Source organism: Enterobacter kobei (assembly GCF_001729765.1).
GTDB classification, from domain to species: domain Bacteria; phylum Pseudomonadota; class Gammaproteobacteria; order Enterobacterales; family Enterobacteriaceae; genus Enterobacter; species Enterobacter kobei.
The window spans coordinates 1,596,787-1,619,494 of sequence record NZ_CP017181.1; the positions used below are offsets into that span (position 1 = coordinate 1,596,787).

25 protein-coding genes are annotated in these 22,708 nt (G+C 53.2%); 24 read left to right on the plus strand and 1 reads right to left on the minus strand.

The window, feature by feature from the left end; translation table 11 throughout:
* Positions 1 to 437: 437 nt before the first annotated feature.
* The 24 genes from BFV64_RS07570 to BFV64_RS25845 all read left to right on the plus strand — a co-directional run bounded on the left by BFV64_RS07570 (position 438) and on the right by BFV64_RS25845 (position 22,016).
* A complete protein-coding gene (locus BFV64_RS07570; protein ID WP_394817752.1) occupies positions 438 to 1,025 on the plus strand; it encodes a hypothetical protein in 588 nt (195 codons plus the stop codon).
* Positions 1,022 to 1,363, plus strand: a complete 342-nt coding sequence (locus tag BFV64_RS07575; RefSeq protein WP_042863315.1) for an HNH endonuclease signature motif containing protein — start codon at positions 1,022 to 1,024, stop codon at positions 1,361 to 1,363. Before BFV64_RS07570 ends, BFV64_RS07575 begins: the two co-directional genes overlap by 4 nt.
* Positions 1,363 to 1,599, plus strand: a complete 237-nt coding sequence (locus BFV64_RS07580) for a hypothetical protein (protein WP_042863313.1) — start codon at positions 1,363 to 1,365, stop codon at positions 1,597 to 1,599. Before BFV64_RS07575 ends, BFV64_RS07580 begins: the two co-directional genes overlap by 1 nt.
* Before the next feature lie 149 nt (positions 1,600 to 1,748).
* Positions 1,749 to 2,234: a hypothetical protein gene (locus BFV64_RS07585; protein ID WP_033146302.1), complete on the plus strand. Its 486-nt coding sequence runs from the start codon at positions 1,749 to 1,751 to the stop codon at positions 2,232 to 2,234.
* A 6-nt stretch (positions 2,235 to 2,240) separates the two neighbouring features.
* Complete coding sequence (locus tag BFV64_RS07590) at positions 2,241 to 3,755, plus strand: terminase large subunit (RefSeq protein ID WP_069601869.1); 1,515 nt, start codon at positions 2,241 to 2,243, stop codon at positions 3,753 to 3,755.
* A complete protein-coding gene (locus BFV64_RS07595) occupies positions 3,755 to 5,029 on the plus strand; it encodes a phage portal protein (RefSeq protein WP_069601870.1) in 1,275 nt (424 codons plus the stop codon). The genes BFV64_RS07590 and BFV64_RS07595 overlap by 1 nt, the downstream gene beginning before the upstream one ends.
* Positions 5,030 to 5,046: 17 nt before the next feature.
* Complete coding sequence (locus BFV64_RS07600; RefSeq protein ID WP_016063561.1) at positions 5,047 to 5,724, plus strand: HK97 family phage prohead protease; 678 nt, start codon at positions 5,047 to 5,049, stop codon at positions 5,722 to 5,724.
* A gap of 2 nt (positions 5,725 to 5,726) precedes the next feature.
* Entirely contained in the window at positions 5,727 to 6,884 is a 1,158-nt protein-coding gene (locus BFV64_RS07605; RefSeq protein WP_045626368.1) for a phage major capsid protein, read from the plus strand.
* Between the two features lie 33 nt (positions 6,885 to 6,917).
* On the plus strand, positions 6,918 to 7,244 hold the full coding sequence (locus tag BFV64_RS07610) for a head-tail connector protein (protein ID WP_016063563.1): 327 nt from the start codon (positions 6,918 to 6,920) through the stop codon (positions 7,242 to 7,244).
* On the plus strand, positions 7,244 to 7,582 hold the full coding sequence (locus tag BFV64_RS07615) for a phage head closure protein (protein ID WP_045626370.1): 339 nt from the start codon (positions 7,244 to 7,246) through the stop codon (positions 7,580 to 7,582). Before BFV64_RS07610 ends, BFV64_RS07615 begins: the two co-directional genes overlap by 1 nt.
* Entirely contained in the window at positions 7,579 to 8,028 is a 450-nt protein-coding gene (locus BFV64_RS07620) for an HK97-gp10 family putative phage morphogenesis protein (RefSeq protein ID WP_069601871.1), read from the plus strand. Before BFV64_RS07615 ends, BFV64_RS07620 begins: the two co-directional genes overlap by 4 nt.
* Complete coding sequence (gene gp17 / locus BFV64_RS07625; RefSeq protein WP_069601872.1) at positions 8,025 to 8,372, plus strand: tail completion protein gp17; 348 nt, start codon at positions 8,025 to 8,027, stop codon at positions 8,370 to 8,372. The genes BFV64_RS07620 and gp17 overlap by 4 nt, the downstream gene beginning before the upstream one ends.
* A 54-nt stretch (positions 8,373 to 8,426) precedes the next feature.
* A complete protein-coding gene (locus BFV64_RS07630; protein WP_069601873.1) occupies positions 8,427 to 8,897 on the plus strand; it encodes a phage tail tube protein in 471 nt (156 codons plus the stop codon).
* A gap of 54 nt (positions 8,898 to 8,951) precedes the next feature.
* Entirely contained in the window at positions 8,952 to 9,353 is a 402-nt protein-coding gene (locus tag BFV64_RS07635) for a phage tail assembly chaperone (RefSeq protein WP_069601874.1), read from the plus strand.
* 23 nt (positions 9,354 to 9,376) lie between these two features.
* Positions 9,377 to 9,640 (plus strand): phage tail assembly protein T, encoded by a 264-nt coding sequence (locus tag BFV64_RS07640; protein WP_069601875.1) that lies wholly within the window; start codon positions 9,377 to 9,379, stop codon positions 9,638 to 9,640.
* Between the two features lie 34 nt (positions 9,641 to 9,674).
* The gene (locus tag BFV64_RS07645) at positions 9,675 to 12,956 is read left to right on the plus strand and encodes a phage tail tape measure protein (RefSeq protein WP_069601876.1); all 3,282 of its coding nucleotides are present in this window, start codon (positions 9,675 to 9,677) and stop codon (positions 12,954 to 12,956) included.
* 2 nt (positions 12,957 to 12,958) lie between these two features.
* The gene (locus tag BFV64_RS07650) at positions 12,959 to 13,297 is read left to right on the plus strand and encodes a phage tail protein (RefSeq protein ID WP_032624419.1); all 339 of its coding nucleotides are present in this window, start codon (positions 12,959 to 12,961) and stop codon (positions 13,295 to 13,297) included.
* Positions 13,294 to 14,052 (plus strand): phage minor tail protein L, encoded by a 759-nt coding sequence (locus BFV64_RS07655; RefSeq protein ID WP_069601877.1) that lies wholly within the window; start codon positions 13,294 to 13,296, stop codon positions 14,050 to 14,052. Before BFV64_RS07650 ends, BFV64_RS07655 begins: the two co-directional genes overlap by 4 nt.
* A gap of 1 nt (position 14,053) precedes the next feature.
* Positions 14,054 to 14,764 (plus strand): C40 family peptidase, encoded by a 711-nt coding sequence (locus BFV64_RS07660; protein ID WP_057992072.1) that lies wholly within the window; start codon positions 14,054 to 14,056, stop codon positions 14,762 to 14,764.
* Positions 14,765 to 14,796: 32 nt separating this feature from the next.
* Positions 14,797 to 15,039 carry a hypothetical protein gene (locus BFV64_RS25275; protein WP_137984529.1) on the plus strand — a complete coding sequence of 81 codons (243 nt, stop codon included), beginning with the start codon at positions 14,797 to 14,799 and terminating at the stop codon, positions 15,037 to 15,039.
* Between the two features lie 317 nt (positions 15,040 to 15,356).
* Positions 15,357 to 15,965, plus strand: a complete 609-nt coding sequence (locus tag BFV64_RS07670) for a tail assembly protein (RefSeq protein ID WP_069601879.1) — start codon at positions 15,357 to 15,359, stop codon at positions 15,963 to 15,965.
* 53 nt (positions 15,966 to 16,018) lie between these two features.
* The gene (locus BFV64_RS07675; protein WP_069601880.1) at positions 16,019 to 19,849 is read left to right on the plus strand and encodes a TipJ family phage tail tip protein; all 3,831 of its coding nucleotides are present in this window, start codon (positions 16,019 to 16,021) and stop codon (positions 19,847 to 19,849) included.
* Between the two features lie 4 nt (positions 19,850 to 19,853).
* A complete protein-coding gene (locus tag BFV64_RS07680) occupies positions 19,854 to 20,819 on the plus strand; it encodes a DUF6453 family protein (protein WP_069601881.1) in 966 nt (321 codons plus the stop codon).
* Positions 20,820 to 20,879: 60 nt separating this feature from the next.
* Positions 20,880 to 22,016 (plus strand): tail fiber domain-containing protein, encoded by a 1,137-nt coding sequence (locus tag BFV64_RS25845; protein ID WP_235611139.1) that lies wholly within the window; start codon positions 20,880 to 20,882, stop codon positions 22,014 to 22,016.
* Positions 22,017 to 22,146: 130 nt separating this feature from the next.
* Here the strand turns inward: BFV64_RS25845 and BFV64_RS07690 are convergent, their stop codons facing one another.
* Positions 22,147 to 22,413, minus strand: coding sequence for a DinI family protein (locus BFV64_RS07690; protein ID WP_069602471.1), 267 nt, complete (start codon positions 22,411 to 22,413; stop codon positions 22,147 to 22,149).
* Positions 22,414 to 22,708 lie beyond the last annotated feature (295 nt).

Sequence of the window (22,708 nt, forward strand, 5' to 3'; positions counted from 1 at the left end):
CGTTAATGGTTGAAAAATGAAATTATGACCATCTGTTTTGATTAACACCTTCGATTTATCAGGACGCATTTCTTCATTCACAAAAGGCATTATTCGCCACCCACAGTACCAATTACGACAAACGCCAGGTCTGGAGTTGTAGATTGCGCAGCCTTTCACTGAAGATAGGTGGGGGCACGGTACATCTGCTTTTTTCGTTAGCTCAGGTTCTTCAATACGAAGAGAAATGCAACACACTGAGCATTCACTACAGGTTCGTTCAGGGATTAAGTGTTTATCAAGTGACATGACCACCTCGTAATTCACTTTAAAAATTGTAGTTAGCCTAAATTTCTAGGCGTGATAACACCATACAATATCTGTGGTCATGAAAAAATTACACCCTGATATTCTGACAGTAGCCGCCATCGTGCGGCTTTTTTATTGGAGGTTCGCTGGTGGCTGAAGACATAAAGTTTGTGGTGGTCGGCCATCACATCCGCGTAGGGCAAGCGCAACGGCTTGCTGCGCTGCTGGATGCTCATCTACTGGTGGATGATAGTAACCATGGTGCGAACTGGAATCATCGGCGCGCTATCGAGTGGGCAGCCGAGCAGCCTTGCCGTGTAGTGGTGTTGGAAGACGACGCGCTGCCGGTACATGGATTCACCGATAAGGTCACTGACTGGCTGGCTCGTTTTCCTGACGACATGCTGAGCTTTTATCTCGGCACCGGCCGACCGCCGCAGTATCAGAAAGAGATTGCCGGAATGCTGGTGGAAGCAGACAGAGTAAACGCTGATTACCTTGTTCTTAGCAAACTGATTCACGGCGTATGTTACAGCCCTCCTCGGGGCAGGCTGGCGCGCATGCTTAACGCATGGAATAAAACGCTGGCAGCTGATTACGCCGTCGGTGAGGCATTCGGTGGCCGGGTGATTTATCCGTGTTACTCGCTGGTGGATCACGCTGACCTCCCGACGGTTGAGCGTCACCCTGACAACGAACCGAGGACGGAACGCCGCCGCGCATGGAGACTGGCATGAACAAAGAGCCCCGCGTATATGGCAGCCGATGGGATAAGGCCCGTCTGCGTTTCCTGCAGCAGCACCCACTATGTGTGATGTGCGAGCAGCAGGGGCGCATAACCCCAGCAACGGTGGTTGACCATATCGAGCCCCACAAACTTAAAGATGCGCTTAAGTCAGGTAACCCTCTGGCCATATCGAAAGCACAGCACCTGTTCTGGAGTAAAGAGAACTGGCAGCCACTGTGCAAAGCGCATCATGACTCAACGAAACAGAGAATGGAGAAGAGCGGCGCGGTAATAGGCTGTGATGCCAACGGCTACCCGCTCGATCCTGCGTCTCACTGGAGCACGTAATGAAAGACCTCAGCATTGAATACCGCGATGGAAAATTCGTTCGCCTGGTGATTGATGGCGTGGAGATGAAGAACGTGACATCCATTCAGTTCTCGCACGCTGTAGGGCAGGAGGTGCCGACAGTGACCGTCTCAGGGCATGTTGTCTCCGGGCGTGGGAAAGGCACTCAGAAACTCGAACAGGTTGATAAACAGACGTCCTGGAATGATGAAGTGAAGCGGATAATGAATGAGTGAAATCATTTCATATGCAATGAAATCAAATGAGAACGAATCGCATCAGGGCAGGGGGGGGATCAAATCTTCAAAACCTTTGCCCCAAATGACCGCCGCCAAAGTTTGATTTTAACGCTAACCCGATTTTTTTAGTTTTAAGGTGTTGACATATGGCAGATAAACGAACCCGTTCCGACAGTTCGGCGGCAGCGGTTCAGGCCATGAAAAATGCAGCAGTGGACACCATCGATCCTCCGTCCCATGCAGGTTTGGAAAAAAAAGCCGAACCATTCTGGCATGACAATATCAGATCGAAAGCTCTGGACAGCTGGACGCCAGCCGACCTTCTGGCCGCTGCAGAACTGGCAAATAACCAGCTCTATCTCACCGTTTTACGCAGAGATTTGCGTAAAGAAGAACGCGTGCGCGGCGAAGCGAGAAATGAGGCGCTGATTAAAAACCTCCGCAAACAAATTCCTGATTTGCAGCGAACTATCCTGGCTCAGCGCCGTGACCTGCAGATCCATTCCCACGCAACCAACGGTGAAAGCCGCGACCAGAAGAAACGCAATCAGAATGATCGTGATGCACGAAATACCAAAACCGAGCATCAGGACCAGGACGACAACCTGATCGCCTTTCCCAAGCACGGATAAAAGACTATGACGCGAGGTGAGCGTGTAATAGCGTTCATTGAGCGCTTTTGCATCGTGCCGGAAGGCAAGCTTATCGGCCAGCCTATGCGGTTGGACCCCTTTCAGAAAGATTTCATCCTGGCGGTTTACGACAATCCAGCCGGAACGGATATGGCGATCCTCAGTATCGCCCGAAAAAACGGTAAAACAGGCTTAATTGCCGGAATCCTGCTGGCTCACCTGGTGGGGCCTGAAGCGGTCCAGAACACGCAGATTGTCAGCGGTGCACTTAGCCGGGAACAGGCGGCCATCGTTTTTAACCTCGCGGTGAAGATGGTCAACCTGAACCCTAAGCTGCAGGAGATTGTGCACATTACGCCAAGCGGAAAAAAGCTGATCGGCCTGCCGTGTAACGTCGAATACAAGGCTTTATCCGCAGAAGGAAAGACGACGCACGGCCTTTCCCCCATTCTGGCCATTCTCGATGAAACCGGGCAGGTTAGGGGGCCGCAGGATGATTTTATCGATGCAATAACTACCGCGCAGGGGGCGCATGAAAACCCGCTGCTGATTGTTATCAGTACGCAGGCAGCAAACGATGCTGACCTGCTGAGCATCTGGATTGATGATGCGGTCAAATCGAAAGATCCGCACATCGTGTGCCACGTTTATGAAGCGCCAAAAGACGCCGATATCAGTAAACGCGAGTCCTGGCTGGCTGCGAACCCGGCGCTGGGCACATTCAGGTCAGAAAAAGACATGGCGCGCCAGGCTGAGAAAGCTGGCCGAATGCCAAGCTTCGAAAACACCTTCCGAAACCTAAACCTCAATCAGCGCGTTTCTACCGTATCGCCGTTTATTTCCCGCAGCGTGTGGGAGCTTTGCGGAGAGATGCCGATAAACACCCCGAGGAAGTGGTACGCGGGGCTGGATCTGTCAGCCAGGAACGACTTAACGGCGCTGGTTATCGCTGGTGAAGCAGATGATGGTGTCTGGGATGTTTTTCCCTTCTTCTGGACACCGCAAAAGACTCTTGAAGAGCGAACCAAAACGGACCGCGCACCCTATGACGTTTGGGCCAGGGAGGGGCTGCTGCGCACCACGCCAGGAGCTTCAGTGGATTACTCATTCGTCGTTGCGGATATCGCTGAAATTATCGGTGATTTCGACCTTACCTCGATGGCTTTCGACCGCTGGCGCATTGACCAGTTCAGGAAGGATGCCGATGCCATTGGCCTGAACCTCCCGCTGGTCGAGTTCGGCCAGGGCTTTAAGGATATGGGGCCAGCTGTAGACACGCTGGAGTCTCTAATGCTTAACGGGCGCGTGAGGCATGGCATGCACCCCGTATTAACGATGTGTGCTGTGAATGCGGTGGTGGTTAAAGATGCTGCAGGCAACCGCAAGCTCGATAAGTCCAAAGCAACAGGCCGTATTGATGGCATGGTCGCAATGACAATGTCCGTTGGTGCTGCTAATGGGGAAGTTACCGAACAGGGTGGTGACTTCGATGACTTCATTTTCCGACCGCTGAGCATGTGATGGAAGAACCTAAATACACGATTGACCTGCGAACCAATAACGGCTGGTGGGCAAGGCTGCAGTCCTGGTTTGTCGGCGGGCGTTTAGTCACCCCAAATCAGGGCTCACAGACGGGGCCTGTTTCGGCCCACGGACACCTGGGCGATTCATCCATTAACGATGAACGGATACTGCAAATTTCGACGGTTTGGCGCTGCGTGAGCCTGATTTCAACGCTCACGGCATGCTTACCGCTTGATGTCTTCGAAACCGACCAGAATGACAACCGCAAAAAAGTGGGTTTGAGCAATCCGCTGGCGCGACTGCTGCGCTACTCACCGAATCAGTACATGACCGCCCAGGAATTCAGGGAGGCCATGACGATGCAGCTCTGTTTCTACGGTAACGCGTATGCACTGGTGGACCGCAACAGCGCGGGTGACGTGATAAGCCTTCTCCCGCTTCAGTCTGCCAATATGGATGTGAAACTCGTCGGAAAAAAAGTGGTTTATCGCTATCAACGCGACAGCGAATACGCCGACTTTTCGCAGAGAGAGATTTTTCACCTCAAAGGCTTCGGATTCACCGGGCTGGTCGGCCTGTCACCCATTGCTTTTGCCTGTAAATCGGCAGGTGTGGCAGTTGCGATGGAGGACCAGCAGCGAGATTTCTTTGCCAACGGCGCCAAGTCTCCGCAAATCCTCTCAACCGGCGAAAAAGTGCTGACTGAACAGCAGCGCTCGCAGGTCGAAGAGAACTTCAAAGAGATCGCTGGCGGCCCGGTAAAAAAACGCCTCTGGATTCTGGAAGCGGGGTTTACCACTTCACCAATTGGCGTAACGCCACAGGACGCCGAAATGATGGCGTCCCGAAAATTTCAGGTAAGTGAACTGGCGCGATTCTTTGGCGTACCTCCTCACCTTGTCGGCGACGTCGAGAAATCAACGAGCTGGGGATCGGGCATAGAGCAGCAGAATCTCGGCTTCCTGCAGTACACCCTGCAGCCCTATATCTCCCGGTGGGAAAACAGCATTCAGCGTTGGCTTATCCCGGCTAAGGATGTTGGCCGGATTCACGCTGAGCATAATCTTGATGGTCTGTTAAGGGGCGATTCTGCATCCCGCGCAGCCTTTATGAAGGCAATGGGCGAATCTGGGCTCCGCACTATTAACGAGATGCGTCGAACTGACAACATGCCTCCATTACCTGGTGGCGATGTGGCAATGCGACAGGCGCAATACGTGCCGATCACCGACTTAGGAACCAACAAAGAGCCCCGTAATGACGGGGCTTAATTTTTATGGGGGCCGTAATGCCTGAAATTGTAAAAACGCTCTCTTTCGACGAGACAGAAATCAAATTCACTGGTGACGGAAAGCAGGGGATCTTTGAAGGCTACGCCTCTGTTTTTAATAACACTGATTCCGATGGCGACATCATTCTTCCCGGGGCGTTTAAAAACGCACTGGCGAACCAGACCCGCAAAGTGGCGATGTTTTTCAACCACAAGACGTGGGAGCTGCCGGTTGGTAAATGGGACAGCCTGGCAGAAGACGAAAAAGGCCTGTATGTGCGCGGTCAACTTACCCCAGGGCACAGCGGCGCCGCCGACCTGAAAGCGGCAATGCAGCACGGTACGGTTGAAGGTATGTCGGTTGGCTTTTCCGTTGCGAAAGATGACTACACCATCATTCCAACAGGCCGCATTTTTAAGAATATCCAGGCTCTGCGCGAAATCAGCGTCTGCACTTTCCCCGCCAACGAACAGGCTGGCATCGCAGCCATGAAAAGTGTCGACGGCATTGAAACAATTCGTGATGTGGAGAACTGGCTGAGGGATTCAGTCGGGCTCACCAAATCACAGGCAGTTGGGCTAATAGCCCGGTTTAAGTCAGCGATTCGGAGCGAGTCCGAGGGCGACGGAAACGAAGCACAAATCAACGCTCTGCTTCAGAGCATTAAATCTTTCCCTTCTAATTTAGGTAATTAATTATGTCTGAACTCGCTCTCATTCAAAAAGCTATTGAAGAATCCCAGCAGAAAATGTCCCAGCTTTTCGATGCACAGAAAGCAGAAATCGAAAGCACGGGTAAGGTATCCAAACAGCTGCAGGCCGACCTGGTGAAGGTACAGGAAGAACTGACCAAATCCGGTACCCGCCTCTTCGATCTTGAACAGAAACTGGCATCCGGCGCTGAGAATCCGGGTGAGAAGAAATCCTTCTCTGAACGCGCTGCTGAAGAGCTCATTAAGTCATGGGACGGTAAACAGGGCACCTTCGATGCGAAGACGTTCAATAAGTCGCTCGGCAGTGACGCTGATTCTGCTGGCGCACTGATCCAGCCTATGCAGATCCCGGGAATTATCATGCCGGGCCTGCGCCGTCTGACCATCCGTGACCTGCTGGCTCAGGGCCGCATTTCCAGTAACGCTCTGGAATATGTGCGTGAAGAGGTGTTTACCAATAACGCCGATGTGGTGGCTGAGAAAGCGCTTAAGCCAGAATCGGATATCACATTCAGCAAGCAGACCGCGAACGTGAAGACTATCGCGCACTGGGTGCAGGCATCACGTCAGGTGATGGACGATGCGCCAATGCTGCAGTCATACGTCAACGGCCGTCTGATGTATGGCCTGGCGCTGAAGGAAGAAGGCCAATTGCTGAACGGCGACGGTACCGGGGATAACCTGGAAGGTCTGAACAAAGTGGCAACCGCCTACGACACCTCGCTGAATGCCACTGGTGACACCCGCGCTGACATTATCGCTCACGCTATTTACCAGGTGACAGAGTCTGAGTTTAGCGCTTCCGGTATCGTCCTGAACCCGCGCGACTGGCACAACATTGCGCTGCTGAAAGACAACGAAGGCCGCTATATCTTCGGTGGTCCTCAGGCGTTTACCAGCAACATCATGTGGGGCCTGCCAGTGGTTCCGACTAAGGCGCAGGCCGCCGGCACCTTTACGGTGGGCGGTTTTGATATGGCCTCACAGGTGTGGGATCGCATGGATGCCACCGTGGAAGTCAGCCGTGAAGACCGCGATAACTTCGTGAAAAACATGCTGACCATCCTGTGCGAAGAGCGCCTGGCGCTGGCGCACTATCGCCCGACGGCAATCATCAAGGGCAGTTTTTCTTCTGGCTCATGATGGAGGGGGCGGGGTGACCCGCCCTTTTAATGTATGGCGATAGATGTTCTGGATGTAATTGGCCTCCGCCTGTTTAAGCAGCAGATTGAATTTGAGGAAGACGACAGGGACGAGCTGATCACCCTGTACGCTCAGGCAGCTTTTGACTACTGCATACGCTGGTGCGATGAACCAGCATGGAAAGTTGCAGCTGATATTCCTGCAGCCGTTAAGGGCGCCGTTCTCCTTGTCTTTGCTGACATGTTTGAACACCGCACTGCGCAAAGCGAAGTACAGCTTTATGAGAACGCTGCAGCCGAACGCATGATGTTCATCCATCGCAACTGGCGCGGTAAATCTGAACCTGAGGAGGGCTCCTGATGGAACCTGGACGATTCAGGCACAGGGTAAAAATTCTCACCTTCACGACTTCGCGCGATCCATCTGGTCAGCCGGTTGAATCGTGGAGTGGTGGCAACCCGGTCCCGGCTGAGGTAAAGGGGATCAGCGGCAGAGAGCAGATGTCTGGCGGTGCGGAAACGGCGCAGGCAACCGTTCGCGTCTGGATGCGCTTCAGGGCTGAGCTGAATGCCTCTTCTCGTCTGGAAGTGCTCAGCGGCCCGTATAAAGGTCAGGTGCTAAATATCATCGGTCCTCCTGTAGCAAATGCGACCGGCACTCGCCTGGAAATTCTTTGCAAAACGGGAGCCGAAAAATGATTGAGACGAGCCTCGATTTTTCCGGGCTGAATGACATCGCAAAGGATCTGGAGGCGCTTAGCCGCGCTGAAAACAACAAGGTTCTGCGTGATGCCACGCGCGCTGGCGCCGAAGTGCTTAAGGAAGAAGTGATCGCCCGCGCGCCGGTGCGCACCGGGAAACTGAAAAAAAACGTGGTGGTGGTGACCCAAAAAAGCCGCCGCCGCGGGGAAATTTCTTCCGGCGTCCATATTCGTGGTGTTAACCCGCTCACCGGGAACAGCGATAACACGATGAAGGCGAGTAACCCGAGAAACGCCTTTTACTGGCGATTCGTTGAAATGGGAACCGTTAACATGCCACCGCACCCTTTCATTCGTCCCGCGTTCGATGTACGTCAGGAGCCGGCGACGGAGGTCGCAATCAGGCGCATGAACCAGGCCATTGACGAGGCATTAAGCAAATGACGGAAGACGATCTCTATCCTCTGCTGGCGCCGCTGGCCGGAGGGCAGGTTTATCCCTACGTTGTGCCGCTCGGCAGTGACGGGAAGCCTTCAGTCTCGCCGCCCTGGGTAATTTTCTCGATTATTACCGACGTGACCGCTGACGTTCTCTGCGGTCAGGCTGAATCAGCCGTTTCTGTGCAGGTTGATGTTTATTCCAGCACTATCACTGAAGCGCGCACGATCAGGAATCTGGCGCTTGATGCTCTGCAGGTGCTGAAGCCGGAAAGCATTGTGAAAACGCCGGGCTATGAGCCTGATCTGCGCTATCACCGGGCAACGCTCGAATTTCAGGTAACCGTTTAACTTTACCCACCATAACAGACCGCTCCGGCGGTCTTTTTTTTAACTGGAGAAACCATGACCAGTAAGTATGAAGTCACAAAGGGGATGACCTTTGCCGTCTCCGACGCACCCGTAACCGCCGAGGATTTTAACGCCTCAGGTTTCCCGGGGGCTGGTGTTACCTGGCTGGAAGCAGCCTGTGCAACAAAGGAGATCACATTCACCGGCGGGCAGAAAGGGGATATCGACGTAACCACGCTGTGCTCAACTGAACAGGAGCAAACCAACGGCCTCGCCGCGCCAGCTGAAATGAGCATTACCCGTAACTGGGTTGGCGATGAAGCAGCACAGGGGGCTCTACAGACCGCTTACGAAAATGACGAACTGCGCGCGCTGCGCGTGGTATTCCCGTCTGGCAACGGTTTCTACGTGCTGGTGGAGGTACGCCAGAGCTCATGGTCTGCCGCAACATCTTCCGTTGTTGGCGCTACCTATTCTCTGCGTGTACGCGGCAAACCTAAACGCATCTACGCGTCTGGTTCCTGAGCGGCTTCGGCCGCTTTTTTTATCCCTCCGATCATGTAACAAGAGAAAAATGAAATGCCGCAAAAAACATCACAGAATTCATTACGCAACGTGGCGCTTACAGCATCGAAAGCCTATCGCACCAAAGAAGGTATCACGGTCCCTGAATGGGATGGCGCAAAGGTAACGCTGCGTGAACCCTCTGGCGATGCCTGGGTGAAATTCCGGGAGATCGTTAATCCCCAGCTCGCCGAGGGCGAAGAGGTACCGACGCTGACGGAGGCGGAAAAGTTTCTGCGTAACAAAGAGGCTGATGTGGTTCTGTTTATTGACATTCTGCTGGATGAAAACGGCGAGCGAGTATTCAGCGATGAGGATCAGGAGCAGGTATCTAAAATTTATGGTCCTGTGCACTCCCGCCTGCTGGCTCAGGCCCTCAACCTCGGCATGAGCCAGGAAGAAGCGGGAAAGCCGTAAAGCAGCCGCTGACCTTCTTCCTGATGTCGCTGGCGCTCCGGTTGGGGCGTACTCTCCACGAACTGCGCCAGACCATGACCGCCAGCGAGCTCAAAATGTGGATCGAGTTCGACCGCATTAGTCCGATTGGCGACTGGCGCGCTGATGCTCAGGCGGCACAGATCTCCGTTGCAATGCTGAACTCTCAGGGTGGGAAATTCACCATTCCTGACGTGATGCTGAAGTGGGGGGAGCAGGAAGAGGTCGCAGAAGTCTCAGAACTCGAAAATTGGATATCCGGTCTTTGACGCCCGCGGCTGCGGGCTTTTTTATGGGTGAAATATGGCAACGCTGCGCGAGCTAATCATCAAAATTTCGGCGAACTCATCTTCTTTCCAGTCAGAGATCGCCAGAGCGTCCCGCATGGGAACGGATTACTACCGCACTATGGAACAGGGCGGGAAAAAAGCTGCAGCGGCCACGCGTGAAACTCAGCGGTCTTTGGCTGACCTGAACTCTCAGCTAGCAACAGTACGATCCTCTGCTGCCGGGCTTGCCGGTGCGTGGGCTGGTGCATTTGCCACGCATCAGCTGATTCAGTTTGCCGACACGTGGAACCAGTTGAATGGGCGTCTTCGCCTTGCGTCCTCTTCCAGTGAGGATTACGTGCAATCCCAGCGTGTGCTGATGGAGATTAGCCAGCGCACCGGAACATCCCTCGAGGCAAACAGCAACCTGTACAGCAGAATTGCGCAGTCCCTGCGTGATGCCGGTTACGCTTCTGCTGACGTCGCAAAAGTTACGGAAACCGTAGCAACCTCACTGAAGCTGTCTGGCGCCAGTACCGAAGAGGCGAGCTCTGTTATCACCCAGCTTAGCCAGGCGCTCGCCTCAGGCGTTTTGCGAGGCGAAGAATTTAACTCCATCATGGAGAACGGCGGCCGCCTGGCGAAACTGCTGGCTGATGGGCTGGGTACCACTGTTGGTGGCCTGCGAAATATGGCCAACAACGGCGAGCTGACGACCAACAAGATCGTCCCGCTGCTGACCAACGTTGAGATCCTCCGTAAAGAATTCGACACCCTTCCTGCATCCATCAGCGGATCTGCACAGAAAGTGCAAAACGCCTTCCTTGCATGGGTTGGCGGGGCGAACGATGCCGTCGGCGCATCATCCACGCTTTCTGGCGTGCTGGATGGTCTGGCGAATAACATCGATGATGTGGCAAATACAGCCGGTCTTCTGGTTGGTGTTGGCCTCGCTCGTTATTTTGGCAACATGGTCGGCAGCGTTGCTCAGTCAACCCGGGCAGTGCTCGCTAATACGGCCGCCGAGGTCGCGCTGGCGCAGGCTCAGGTTCGCGGCGCTCAGGTTAGCGTTGCTGCTGGTCGCCAGGCTGTTTACCGCGCTCAACAGGCTCGCGCAGCGGCGACGAGTATTGAGGCTCAGATTGTCGCTGAGCGTAATCTTGCTGCAGCTCAGGCATCATTGAATACGGCGCTGGCTGGCAGGACCTCTGCAGCTAACAACCTCACCAATACAGCCTCGGTAATGTCACGGCTGGGTAGTGGCGTTCTTGGCATTCTCGGTGGCTGGCCTGGAGTGATTATCGGTGCCGGCGCTGCGATGTATGGCCTTTATCAGCATACCCAACAGGTGCACCGTGAGGCGGTAGGTTTTGCCAACAACCTCGACGAGATCAACACCAAGCTCCAGCAGATGTCGGTGCTTGGCCTGCGTTCGACCGCGGCTGATGCCCGTACATCTTTACAGGCGCAAAAACAGGACCTGGCCGACCTCGACTCTCAGATCGCGAAGGTGAAAGACAGCCTTAAGGCGGTTGACCAAATCCAGCAGGACTACAACCGCCATCCGACGCTGACCCTGATCAACACCTTCATGGACCAGGCCGACATCACGGCCAAAAACATCGAGCTGACCGATAAGCTGAACCAGCTGGAGTACCAGCGCGAACAGGCAGCCTCAAAAGTCGAGCAAACGCAGAAGCTGGTAAACAATGCCAGCGATCTGGCCACGCAAAAGGCTATCGAACAGGCTGGCGCCGTCTCTATCCTGAAAGGTGCGTATGACCTGCTTAACCGCTCAATGTCAGCGACCGCTGGCGCCAAGCCGCCGCAATATGCCGGGCCCGTCGTTTCACTGGCTAACGCAACGCCGCAACAGCAAACCGCACTGGAGCGCTCGCGCCGCGATAATGAGCTGGCCAGCCTAAGCGGTTTAGAGAAACTCCATCAGCAGCACGTGTATGAAGCAGAAGACCTGAAGCTGACGGGGGCGCTTTACACCCAGTACATCTACAACAAGGATCAGGCAGCCAAAAAGGATGCAGCGGCTGCGGAGGCAAAAAAAACCTCTACCGCCGCCTCGAAAGCACAGAGTAAAGCCGAACGCGAAGCGGCCAGCACCGCCGAACAGTATTCCCGGAAAATGGCCGATCTGAGTGTGGCTATCGACGTGCAACGCGTCAGGGCGACGGAAGGCGAAAAAGCCTCCGAGCTTTACGCGGCATCGCACCAGGCAGGCACTAAATGGACCGACGAGCAGCGCAGGGCGATCCAGGCATCATCAGCAGAGCTGGCAAAATGGACGCAAAAAGCCGACGAGAACGTGCGCAAGCAGCGCGAACAGGCTGATGCCCTGAAGGATTTAACTGAAGCGGCCCGAAAGTTCAGGGATGAGGCGACGCTGACAACCGAAACCGCAGGCATGAGCGATCGCCAGCGCAGCCGGTTCGACGAGACGCAACAGATCGGCCGTGTTTTTGCTAAAACGGACGGCGGTACCGAGGCCATCGCGCAGCGCGCCGCAGCCCTTGATGCTCTGGATAAGAAATACAAGGCTATTGCAGCAGCTGAAGCGGATTGGATGTCCGGAGTATCACGCGGCTATGCAAACTGGTTTGATGAAATCAGTAACGTATCCGGCACGGTTTCTGATGGGGTGAAAACCACACTCGACAGCGCGTTTGGTAACGTCACCTCAATGCTAGAAGGCAATAAGGTTAGCTGGAAATCGTGGGGTATTTCTGTCCTGCAGATTATCGAAAAAGTGGCTCTGCAGATGGCGGTGGTTAGCGCGATGGGTGGGGCCTCTTCCGGTTCTGGCATCTTTGGCTCTCTCATCGGCAGTGTAGGCAGCTTCTTCGGGGGCGGGGCGGGAGCATCAGCCAGCACCGGTACAGCGGTTTCCAGTTACGGCTCGAGCTTCCAGTTTAATGCCAAAGGCGGCGTTTATGACTCTCCATCCCTGAGCGCTTTCAGTAATGGGATCGTCAGAAACCCCACCATGTTCGCTTTCGCAAAAGGCGGGGCCGGAATCATGGGCGAGGCTGGCCCGGAGGCAATCATGCCGCTGACCCGCGCGCCGGATGGTTCTCTCGGTGTTCGTGCGGTCGGAGGTGGCGGCGGTCAGTCTCTATCTTCGGCGCCACAGGTTTATATCACCATCGATGGTAACGGCAACACCTCAACGCAAACCTCACCTGGCCTTGAGCAATTTGGCGCTGAGGTCGGAAAATTTGTCGATCAGCGATATAAGCAGAATGTAATGCGTGATATCCGCCCCGGCGGTGACATCTGGAACGCAATGAAAGGAAACCGATAATTATGGCCATCGAAACTTTCACATGGTGCCCACGGATTAACGCTGAGGCTGATACAAATTTCCGCGTCAGGAAAGCCAAGTTTGGCGATGGATATGAGCAGGTTTCAGGGGATGGATTAAACCCTAAAAGCCAGCAATGGACGCTTAATTTCACCGGCAATGAAACCTACATTTCCGCCATAAAGACTTTTCTCGACAGGCATGAAGGAACGAAAGCCTTTCAATGGAAGCCACCGCTCGAACCTTTGGGTTTGTATCGTTGCGAAACGTATAAACCCACCGGGCTGGGTGCGGGAAAATTCAACCTTGAAGCTACATTCATCCAGGCATTTAAACCATGAGCTTAAACGCAGATTATCAGAAGCTGGAATCCGGAAACGATGTTCGTCTGATTGAGGTGGACGGTTCTTCCTTTGGGCTAACGGACGTTCTCCGCTTTCACAATTACAGCATTCCCCACACAGAAGCTGAAATAATCGCCGCTGGTGGGGATGAGTCCAGGCTTCCGGCGAAACCAATCTGGTGGCAGGGAAATGAATACGCCGCCTGGCCGTATCAGCTGGAAGGTCTGGAGAAATCAACCAGTGGGAGCAATGCAACGCCATCACTGACGGTTGCGAACATCGAAAGCTCCATTTCTGCCCTGTGTCTTGCGTACGACGATTTGCTACAGGCTAAGGTCACTATTCACGACACAAAGGCAAAATATCTCGACGCGAAAAACTTCGCAGGCGGTAACCCTACAGCAGATCCGACTCAGGAGAAACTTCAGGTCTGGTATATCGACGGGAAAACGACCGAGCTTGCCGGCGAAACCATCGAGTTTGTACTGTCCAGCCCTATGGATCTTCAGGGACAAATGATCCCGACGCGGCAGCTTCATTCCCTGTGTACATGGTGCATTCGTAATAAGTACCGCACCGGCGATGGCTGCGACTATGCCGGTACGCGCTATTTCGACAAAAACAACAACCCGGTAAGCGATCCGTCACTGGATGAATGCAACGGCACGCTGACGGCCTGCAAACTCCGATTCGGCGAAAATAACGAACTCTCGTTTGGTGGCTTCCCTGGCACGTCTTTGATCAGGAGTTGATATGCGTCAGAAAACCATCGATGCGATTATGGCGCATGCTGCAGCTGAATATCCTCATGAGTGTTGCGGCGTGGTGGCGCAGAAAAGCCGCGTTGAACGTTATTTCCCGTGCCGGAATCTTGCCGCGGCGCCGGAGGACAATTTTGTCCTTTGCCCCGAAGACTACGCAGCTGCTGAGGACTGGGGAACGGTGATCGCCATCGTTCACAGTCACCCTGACGCCACAACGCAACCGAGCGAACTGGATAAAGCGCAATGCGACGCAACGCTTTTACCCTGGCATATTGTTAGCTGGCCGGAGGGGGATTTACGCACCATCCAGCCGCGCGGAGAACTGCCGCTGCTGGAGCGTCCGTTTGTGCTTGGACACTTCGACTGCTGGGGGCTGGTAATGAGCTATTTCCGGCAAACGCATGGTATCGAGCTCCACGATTACCGGGTGGATTATCCCTGGTGGGAAAACGACTATCCGGACAACTTCTATCAGGATTGCTGGTATGAGTGCGGATTCCGTGAATTCGACGGACCACCGAAACCCGGCGATATGGTGATCATGCAGGTCCAGGCCGATAAGTGGAATCACGCGGGAATTCTGCTGGAGGGCAATATGCTGCTGCACCATCTGTACGGACACCTGAGCCAGCGTGTGCCGTATGGGGGCTACTGGCAGGAAAGGACAATGAAGGTTCTACGATATAAGGACCTGTGCTAACCTCTTGTTAATTTAAACAAGGGGATGATGTAATGAGGAATATTTTAATTTTAGCGTTTGTCACATTTTTGTTTGGCTGCACTGAAAGAGCGCGACCAGCAGATGAGATCGATCATGAAAGTGGACTAGTTAAAATATTCAGCACTAAAAATTTAAGTGCTGCGCAAGATAGGGCTGATATTCTTTGCAGTAAAAAATCATATTATGTGAAAGCACTTCATGAAAGTAATTTGATGCATTTAAGAAACAACCCTTCCGACGTATATTTTTTTTGATTACATTCCTTTTCAGTGTGATCTGAAAGCCGCCGCTAACGGGGGAAACTCTGAAGCTAAAGCGCTCTATGACAAAAATCTTACTGATGCATATCGTAAGCTTGAAGAGTCTAAAAGAAATCAATATGAAGCGCATAAAGCTTATGCCAAAAAGCATGGGGTTGATTCATATAGCATAGTTAACCCTGATGGCAGCATAGAGGCTCACACAATAGATTCCAACGGTGATGCTTGTCATAGCACTGTCAGTATATTTGGAGGGGAAACAGTCTGTGACTAATTTATATTGCTCTAATTAGTCAATTTTCGAGGTTCATATGACAGAAAATATGACTCAAATTGAACTCGGAGGCATTCTGGGTAAAACATTTGGGAAAATGCACTATCGGCTTATTAGTAAAACCAGCGAGGCTACTCTCAGTTTGGCGGCAACATTAGACGGTTTTGAGAAGTTCATGATCTCCAGCCAGCGGAGGGGATTAACATATGCTGTTTTTAAAGGTAAGAAAAATATAGGTCTGGATGATCTAGGCTTTCCCGTTTCTGGTGAAGTGATCCGGATTGTCCCTGTAGTAATTGGAGGTAAAAAAGCTGGTCTTTTGCAGACGATCTTGGGGGCCGTGCTTATTACTGCAGCTGTGTTGACTGGCCCCGGCGGTATTGGCGCTGCTTTCGCTGCTGGTGGATTGACGGGGTTTGCTGCAGCAACTGGCGCCTCGTTGGTCCTCGGTGGGGTTATTCAGCTTCTTTCACCACAGCCATCAGGCATAGCCAGCAAACAAAGTGCAGATAACCGCGCTTCCTACGCATTCGGTGGTGTAACAAACACCGCGGCGCAAGGCTACCCGGTACCGCTCCTTTATGGTCGCCGGCGGATAGGCGGAGCGATTATTTCTGCCGGAATTTATGTCGAAGATCAGCAGTAGATAACTAACCTTTTTTCTGGCCACCTTCGGGTGGCTTTTTTTATGGGCGCAATATGGCTACAGATAAAGTGTTAAAGGGCCGCAAGGGCGGCAGCTCCAGTTCACGAACCCCTACCGAACAGCCTGATGATCTGCAATCTGTAGCGAAGGCAAAAATCCTCATTGCGCTTGGCGAAGGGGAGTTTGCAGGGCAGCTAACCGGCAAAGATATCTACCTGGACGGAACGGCGCTGGAGAATGCTGACGGTTCCCAAAACTTTAGCGGCGTGACGTGGGAGTTTCGCGCGGGAACGCAGGCGCAAAAATATATTCAGGGTATTCCCGGTACCGAAAACGAAATCAGCGTGGGAACTGAGGTATCAAGCGCTACAGCCTGGACGCGCACGTTTACCAATACGCAGCTTTCAGCAGTTCGCCTGCGTCTGAAATGGCCCTCGCTTTTCAAACAGGAAGACGACAGCGATCTGGTTGGTTACTCGGTCAATTATGCGATTGACCTGCAGACGGACGGCGGCACATGGCAGACGGTACTCAATACCAGCGTGACCGGCAAAACGACGTCTGGGTATGAGCGCAGCCACCGTATCGATTTACCGCAGGCTGGCAGCACCTGGACAATACGCCTGCGTAAGATTACCTCTGACGCTAACAGCGCGAAGATCGGCGACACGATGACGCTGCAGAGCTTCACCGAGGTGATTGACGCCAAACTGCGCTACCCCAACACCGCGCTGCTCTACATCGAATTCGACTCAAGCCAGTTCAACGGCTCTATTCCTCAAATTTCATGCGAACCGCGCGGCCGTGTTATCCGCGTTCCAGATACCTACGACCCTGAAACCCGCACTTATAGCGGTACATGGACCGGTGCGTTTAAGTGGGCATGGACGGATAACCCTGCGTGGATTTTTTACGACCTGGTTGTTTCTGACCGGTTCGGCCTTGGGCACCGTTTGACCGCTGCGAATATTGATAAATGGACTCTTTATCAGGTTGCTCAGTATTGTGATCAGATGGTACCAGACGGCAAAGGGGGCAACGGTACAGAACCACGTTATACCTGCAACGTGTACATTCAGGACCGGAACGACGCCTACACAGTCCTGCGTGATTTTGCCGCTATCTTCCGTGGCATGACCTACTGGGGCGGGGATCAGATTGTGGCCCTGGCTGACATGCCGCGCGATGTTGATTACAGCTATACGCGCGCTAACGTTGTTGGCGGTCGCTTCACCTATTCGAGCAGCACCACGAAAAGCCGCTACACCACAGCGCTGGTTTCATGGTCAGACCCGGGTAACGCTTATGCCGACGCGATGGAGCCGGTATTTGAGCAGGCGCTGGTGGCGCGATACGGCTTCAATCAGCTGGAAATGACAGCTATCGGCTGCACCAGGCAGTCAGAAGCGAACCGAAAGGGGCGCTGGGGTATTCTCACCAACAACAAGGATCGCGTTGTTTCGTTTGATGTCGGGCTGGACGGCAACATACCGCAGCCGGGCTACATCATCGCCGTGGCAGACGAGCTGCTTTCCGGAAAGGTTATGGGTGGCCGCATCAGCGCCGTTAACGGTCGTGTTATCAAACTTGACCGCGTGGCAGATGCAGCAGCAGGTGATCGCCTTATTCTCAACCTGCCTTCCGGAGCGTCGCAGAGCAGGACCATTCAGGCCGTGAACGGGGAGTCAGTCACAGTCACCACGGCATACAGTGAGACGCCACAGGCCGAAGCTGTTTGGGTGGTTGAATCTGACGAGCTTTACGCGCAGCAGTATCGTGTTGTCAGCGTTTCCGATAACGATGATGGCACTTTCTCGATTACCGGCGCATGGCACGACCCGGATAAATATGCCCGTATCGATACCGGAGCCATCATTGACCAGCGGCCGGTGAGCGTGATCCCGCCTGGTAACCAGTCGCCGCCTGACAACATCGTGATCAGCTCGTTTTCCGTGGTGCAGCAAAATATCAGCGTCGAAACGATGCGCGTGAGCTGGGACCAGGCGCAGAACGCTATCGCCTATGAAGCGCAGTGGCGCCGCAACGACGGGAACTGGGTTAACGTGCCGCGCAGCTCAACCACGTCATTCGACGTCCCGGGGATTTATGCCGGGCGCTACCTGGTGCGCGTGCGCGCAATCAATGCCGCAGAAATTTCATCCGGATGGGGCTATTCAGAAGAGAAAACGCTGACGGGTAAAGTGGGCAATCCACCGAAGCCGGTTGGCTTCATCGCTTCTGAAAATGTGGTTTTCGGCATCGAGCTGAACTGGGGATTCCCGGCGAATACCGACGACACGCTGAAGACGGAAATTCAGTACAGCCTGACCGGTACCGAGGACGATGCGATGCTGCTGGCCGATGTGCCTTACCCGCAGCGCAAATATCAGCAGATGGGCCTTAAGGCTGGGCAGATTTTCTGGTACCGCGCGCAGCTGGTGGACCGCAGCGGCAACGAGTCCGGATACACCGACTGGGTGCGCGGACAGGCGAGCATCGATGTTTCCGACATCACCGATGTGATCCTGGAGGAGATTAAAGATTCTGAGGTATTCAAGGATCTGATTGAGAGTGCCGTAGAAAGTAGCGAGAAACTTGCCGAACTTTCTGATGCGATTAAGGAGAACGCCGATGGTCTGGCTGCAGCAGTAGGTTCGAATAAGCAGACAGCAGAAGCAATCATTGGCAACGCCCTGGCTATTGCTGATGTTGTTGTGCGCCAGACTGCGCAGCAGGGGGCTAACTCTGCGAAATTCGAACAGCTCCGGGAGGTGATCGCTACTGAGACGGAAGCGCGCGTCACGGATGTTACTCGTCTAGAGGCGAAAACTGCACAGAATGAAGCGGGTATTACTGATGTTCGCCAGGCGTTAGCTACGGAAACTGAAGCTCGCGCTTCTGCGGTAAGTCAATTGACGGCTGCCACTCAGGCCGCATCTGACAAAGCTGATTCAGCAGCTGCTGTAGGTGCTCAGAATACAGCATCAATCACTGACCTTAGCCAGGTTGTCACGGACCTCGATTCCTCAATGGCATCACGCCTGGAAGAGCTGGGTGCACAAACTGATAAGGCCAGCGGCGGTATTCAGAACAATGCTATCGCGCTGATCACCAGTACGATCGCGCAGGTTAACCAGCGCAACCTCCTGAGCGTCCAGTATGGAGATAACAAAGCCAGTATCGATCGAGTAGACAATGTGATGGCCGACGCCAGTAAAGCTGTCGCTGAGTCATTGCGCGTTTTGGATTCCAGCACCGGTGGGAACACGGCGAATGTCACTGACTTGTCGAAGACACTTGCTGATTTTACCCAGGCGTCTGCTACGCAAATCAATTCGCTAAAGGTCACGGTTAACGGTCAGTCTGCAGCGATTGTCCAGAACAGCCAGGTATCAGCGGACATCAATAACAACCTGAATGCGATGTACAGCATCAAGGTCGCTGTTGATTCTAATGGTAATCAGTATGCAGCAGGGATGGGGATTGGTGTTCAGAATACGCCAGCGGGTATGCAGTCGCAGGTGCTCTTCCTGGCAGACCGCTTCGCTGTGATGACTCAGGCTGGCGGTACAGTTACGCTGCCATTTGTGATCCAGAACGGACAGACCTTCATCCGGGATACGTTCATCCAGGACGGTACCATCAGCAATGCCAAAATAGGAAACTACATTCAGTCTTCAACATGGGACGGCACCGGAAATGTTGGCTGGCACATCAACAAGTCTGGCTACGCGACGTTCAATAATGTGACCGTTCGTGGCTCGATTTATGCAACCAACGGTAATTTTTCATTTAACGGGTCCGGGAATACCACAGTCATTAATGGCAACGGCGTCACCATCAATATTCCGGGTGGTGGCCGGATCGTACTTGGGACATGGTGATAATATGCCGACAGGGTTATTGATAGAGCTGAACGACGGCGGGAAACGTATGGAGATAACGGCGGGGCTGAGATGCCCGTCATTTGGAGCAAGTTTTGACAGTGGATATCAGAAAGCCAAGTACGCGGATATTTCCGGTTATGTATCCGGTTCGCAGGTGTTGTTTATCCCCCACGCGACGGCTTATCTTGATTCAGGGCTGCTTCATAAAATGAACTCGGTCACCATATCGGGAGCGCGAGTCACGCAGAACTCAACGATGAAAGACAACAGTATCAGCGAACGAGAAAGCACGTACACGTTTCCCGGAAGCCTCTGGCAGATATTTCCGACGGGCCAGCGTAGTGGTGTGGGCTTGCTCATAAGCGACAGCTCAGATTTCACATCTATAACTAACGCTACTCAGTCAGGCCAGTGTATCTGGAAAGGTACTGTGAATGTTCCAACCGGGGGCTGGGCGGTTCCGACGATAGCAGGTTATGACAAGTCGAAATATATCGTTTTCGGACGCTGTAATAGCGGTAATACGATTGACTTCGACGGCAACACAGTAAGATTCTTCAGTCCTCCGTCAACTAATGATGACGCTCCCACAACCGGCACGATAGACATCGTTATCTTCGCCAGTGGCGTAGCGCCGCAGCCGGGAACGGGGCTAAACATCTTCAATGCAGCCGGGGCCTGTACGTTTTCAACTACAAAGCGACCTTTCGTATACCTCAATCAACTCTGGTCACCTTCCACAAGTGCCGTGAGCATCGGCAGCGGCTATGTACCGCTGGGCAGATTTGGTCTGATGATTCATATGGTAAATGGCATGTACGTGTATCGGATGTTCGGAATAAAGATACAGAACGGTAGCGCTTCAGTTCAGGGCGGGAAATACCTTGGACGCGAGCAGTATGCCATATTCGGTAATAACACGATTACTCCGCTCAGCCTTCCCGTCTTGCCTGATATGTACGTCTGAATTAACTGTCTATTCAAATCAACCTCGCTCCGGCGGGGTTTTTTATTGTCTGGAGATAATATGATTTATACCACTGGCACTATTGCCATCAGCGGAAATACCCTTACAGGTACGGGAACAAACTTCACTGCAGCTGGCTCGCTGATTCGTAACGGCTGTACCGTCATCGCACTGACCAGCCCCGCTCAGGTATTCCAGATCACTGCTATCGGCGGGGCAACAAGTCTCACAGTGACTCCTGCGGCAAGTCCTGCAATACCGGCGGGAACGAAGTATTCCATTTTGCTAAGCGACAGCCTGAGCGTGGATGGCCTGGCGCAGGACATTGCTGAAACCTTCACGATGTACCAGCGCTACATGAGCGGTTTCGCTGATGTGATGAACGGTACTACAGACGTCACTATCACGATTAACGGTGTGGCCGTTACCGTACCGGGCCAGAAATCACTGGCGAAGAAAGGGGCTAACAGCGATATAACCAGCCTAAGCGGCCTGACTACCGCACTCAGTATCAGCCAGGGCGGAACAGGTGCGAAAAATGCGGCAGACGCCCGCACAAACTTCGGGCTCGGAACCGCAGCACTCAAGAATTATGTAAGCGGCACGAAAGATGATGTGATGCTTCAGGGTTACGGCAATTTAGTAGTTTTATCGCAGTACAACCCGGGCCTACCGCTCTTGCAAACGGGAGTGTATGGAGAATCGTCGCCCGCCGGATGGAAACCAACTACTGCGGGCAGTGGATTCGTTTCGGGTTATGATAGTGTTCGCCGCCAGCAATATTGGATAAGCACTCAGGGAGGTTTCTACGTACGGCACATTGAGGACGCTGCCTATAATATTAGTGCGACCACTTACCCCTGGACGCAGATGCAGGCCGTCGGCACATCAGACATCAACTTTAAAAAAGATATCACTGAACTTGATACGGAAATCGCGCTGGCAAACATCGATGCGATGGAGTTCGTATCGTTCAGGTATAAGGATGACGACAGTGAAGCAGTACGCCGTGGTGTAATCGCGCAGCAAATTGAAAAGATTGACCCGGAATACGTTCACAGCGCCGAGGGAGTGGGCAAAATGACCCTTGACCTTAACCCATTGCTTATGGATGCCCTTGCAGCCATAAAGGCACTTAACGCAAAGGTAGCAGAACTTAGTAAACAGGTTGATGAGCTAAAACAGGGTGGAGCTTGATATACCTGAAGACAGCATATTGAAACGCTTTGCTAAGAAAACCGCCGCCCGTCTTAAGAAAGAACGGGCGGCGGCTGGTTGCTCAGTGTTCATGCCCGAGCAAACGCGGGGAATATTACACGATAGATAGTTAAAGCCCAACCTGGCGAACAGCAGGAGACTCAGAGGTCAGCCACATGTCAGAATCTTCAAACATCTCCTCCAGCATGCGGTTCAGTTTTTCCCGATCGCTTTTGCTGGCATCGCTATTCAGGCCGTTTGCCTGCATCGGCTTCACCTTCACTTCGGCATCAGGAAAAATCTGGTGCACCCGCTTCGTTAGTTCAGCCAGGATGATCTCTCTGGCCCCTTGGAGCCCTTCAACATTACGCTTGTCATAAACCAGTTCTACGAACATACGTGCTCCGCCAATCACTGTTTGAATATACAGTATTTTTGCTTTGGCGGTTTTGTCTGTCAAGGCATGAGCCATTTGTTTTTTAATTTTGGGGAGCTTACTGCGGGTGAGCATGCTGCCTCTTTGGCATGCAGGGCCTATGCTGCCTGAGGTTGGCTAAAATTTTCTGTGGGGCATGGGTGGGGCAAAAGTGGTTTGTGAAGTTCGTTAAAGTTCGTTAATCAAGCTTTATCTCGATCTCGCTCATCCCTTGTTTAAAGCGCTCCTGGACGATCTTTATCGATTTTAAAAACTA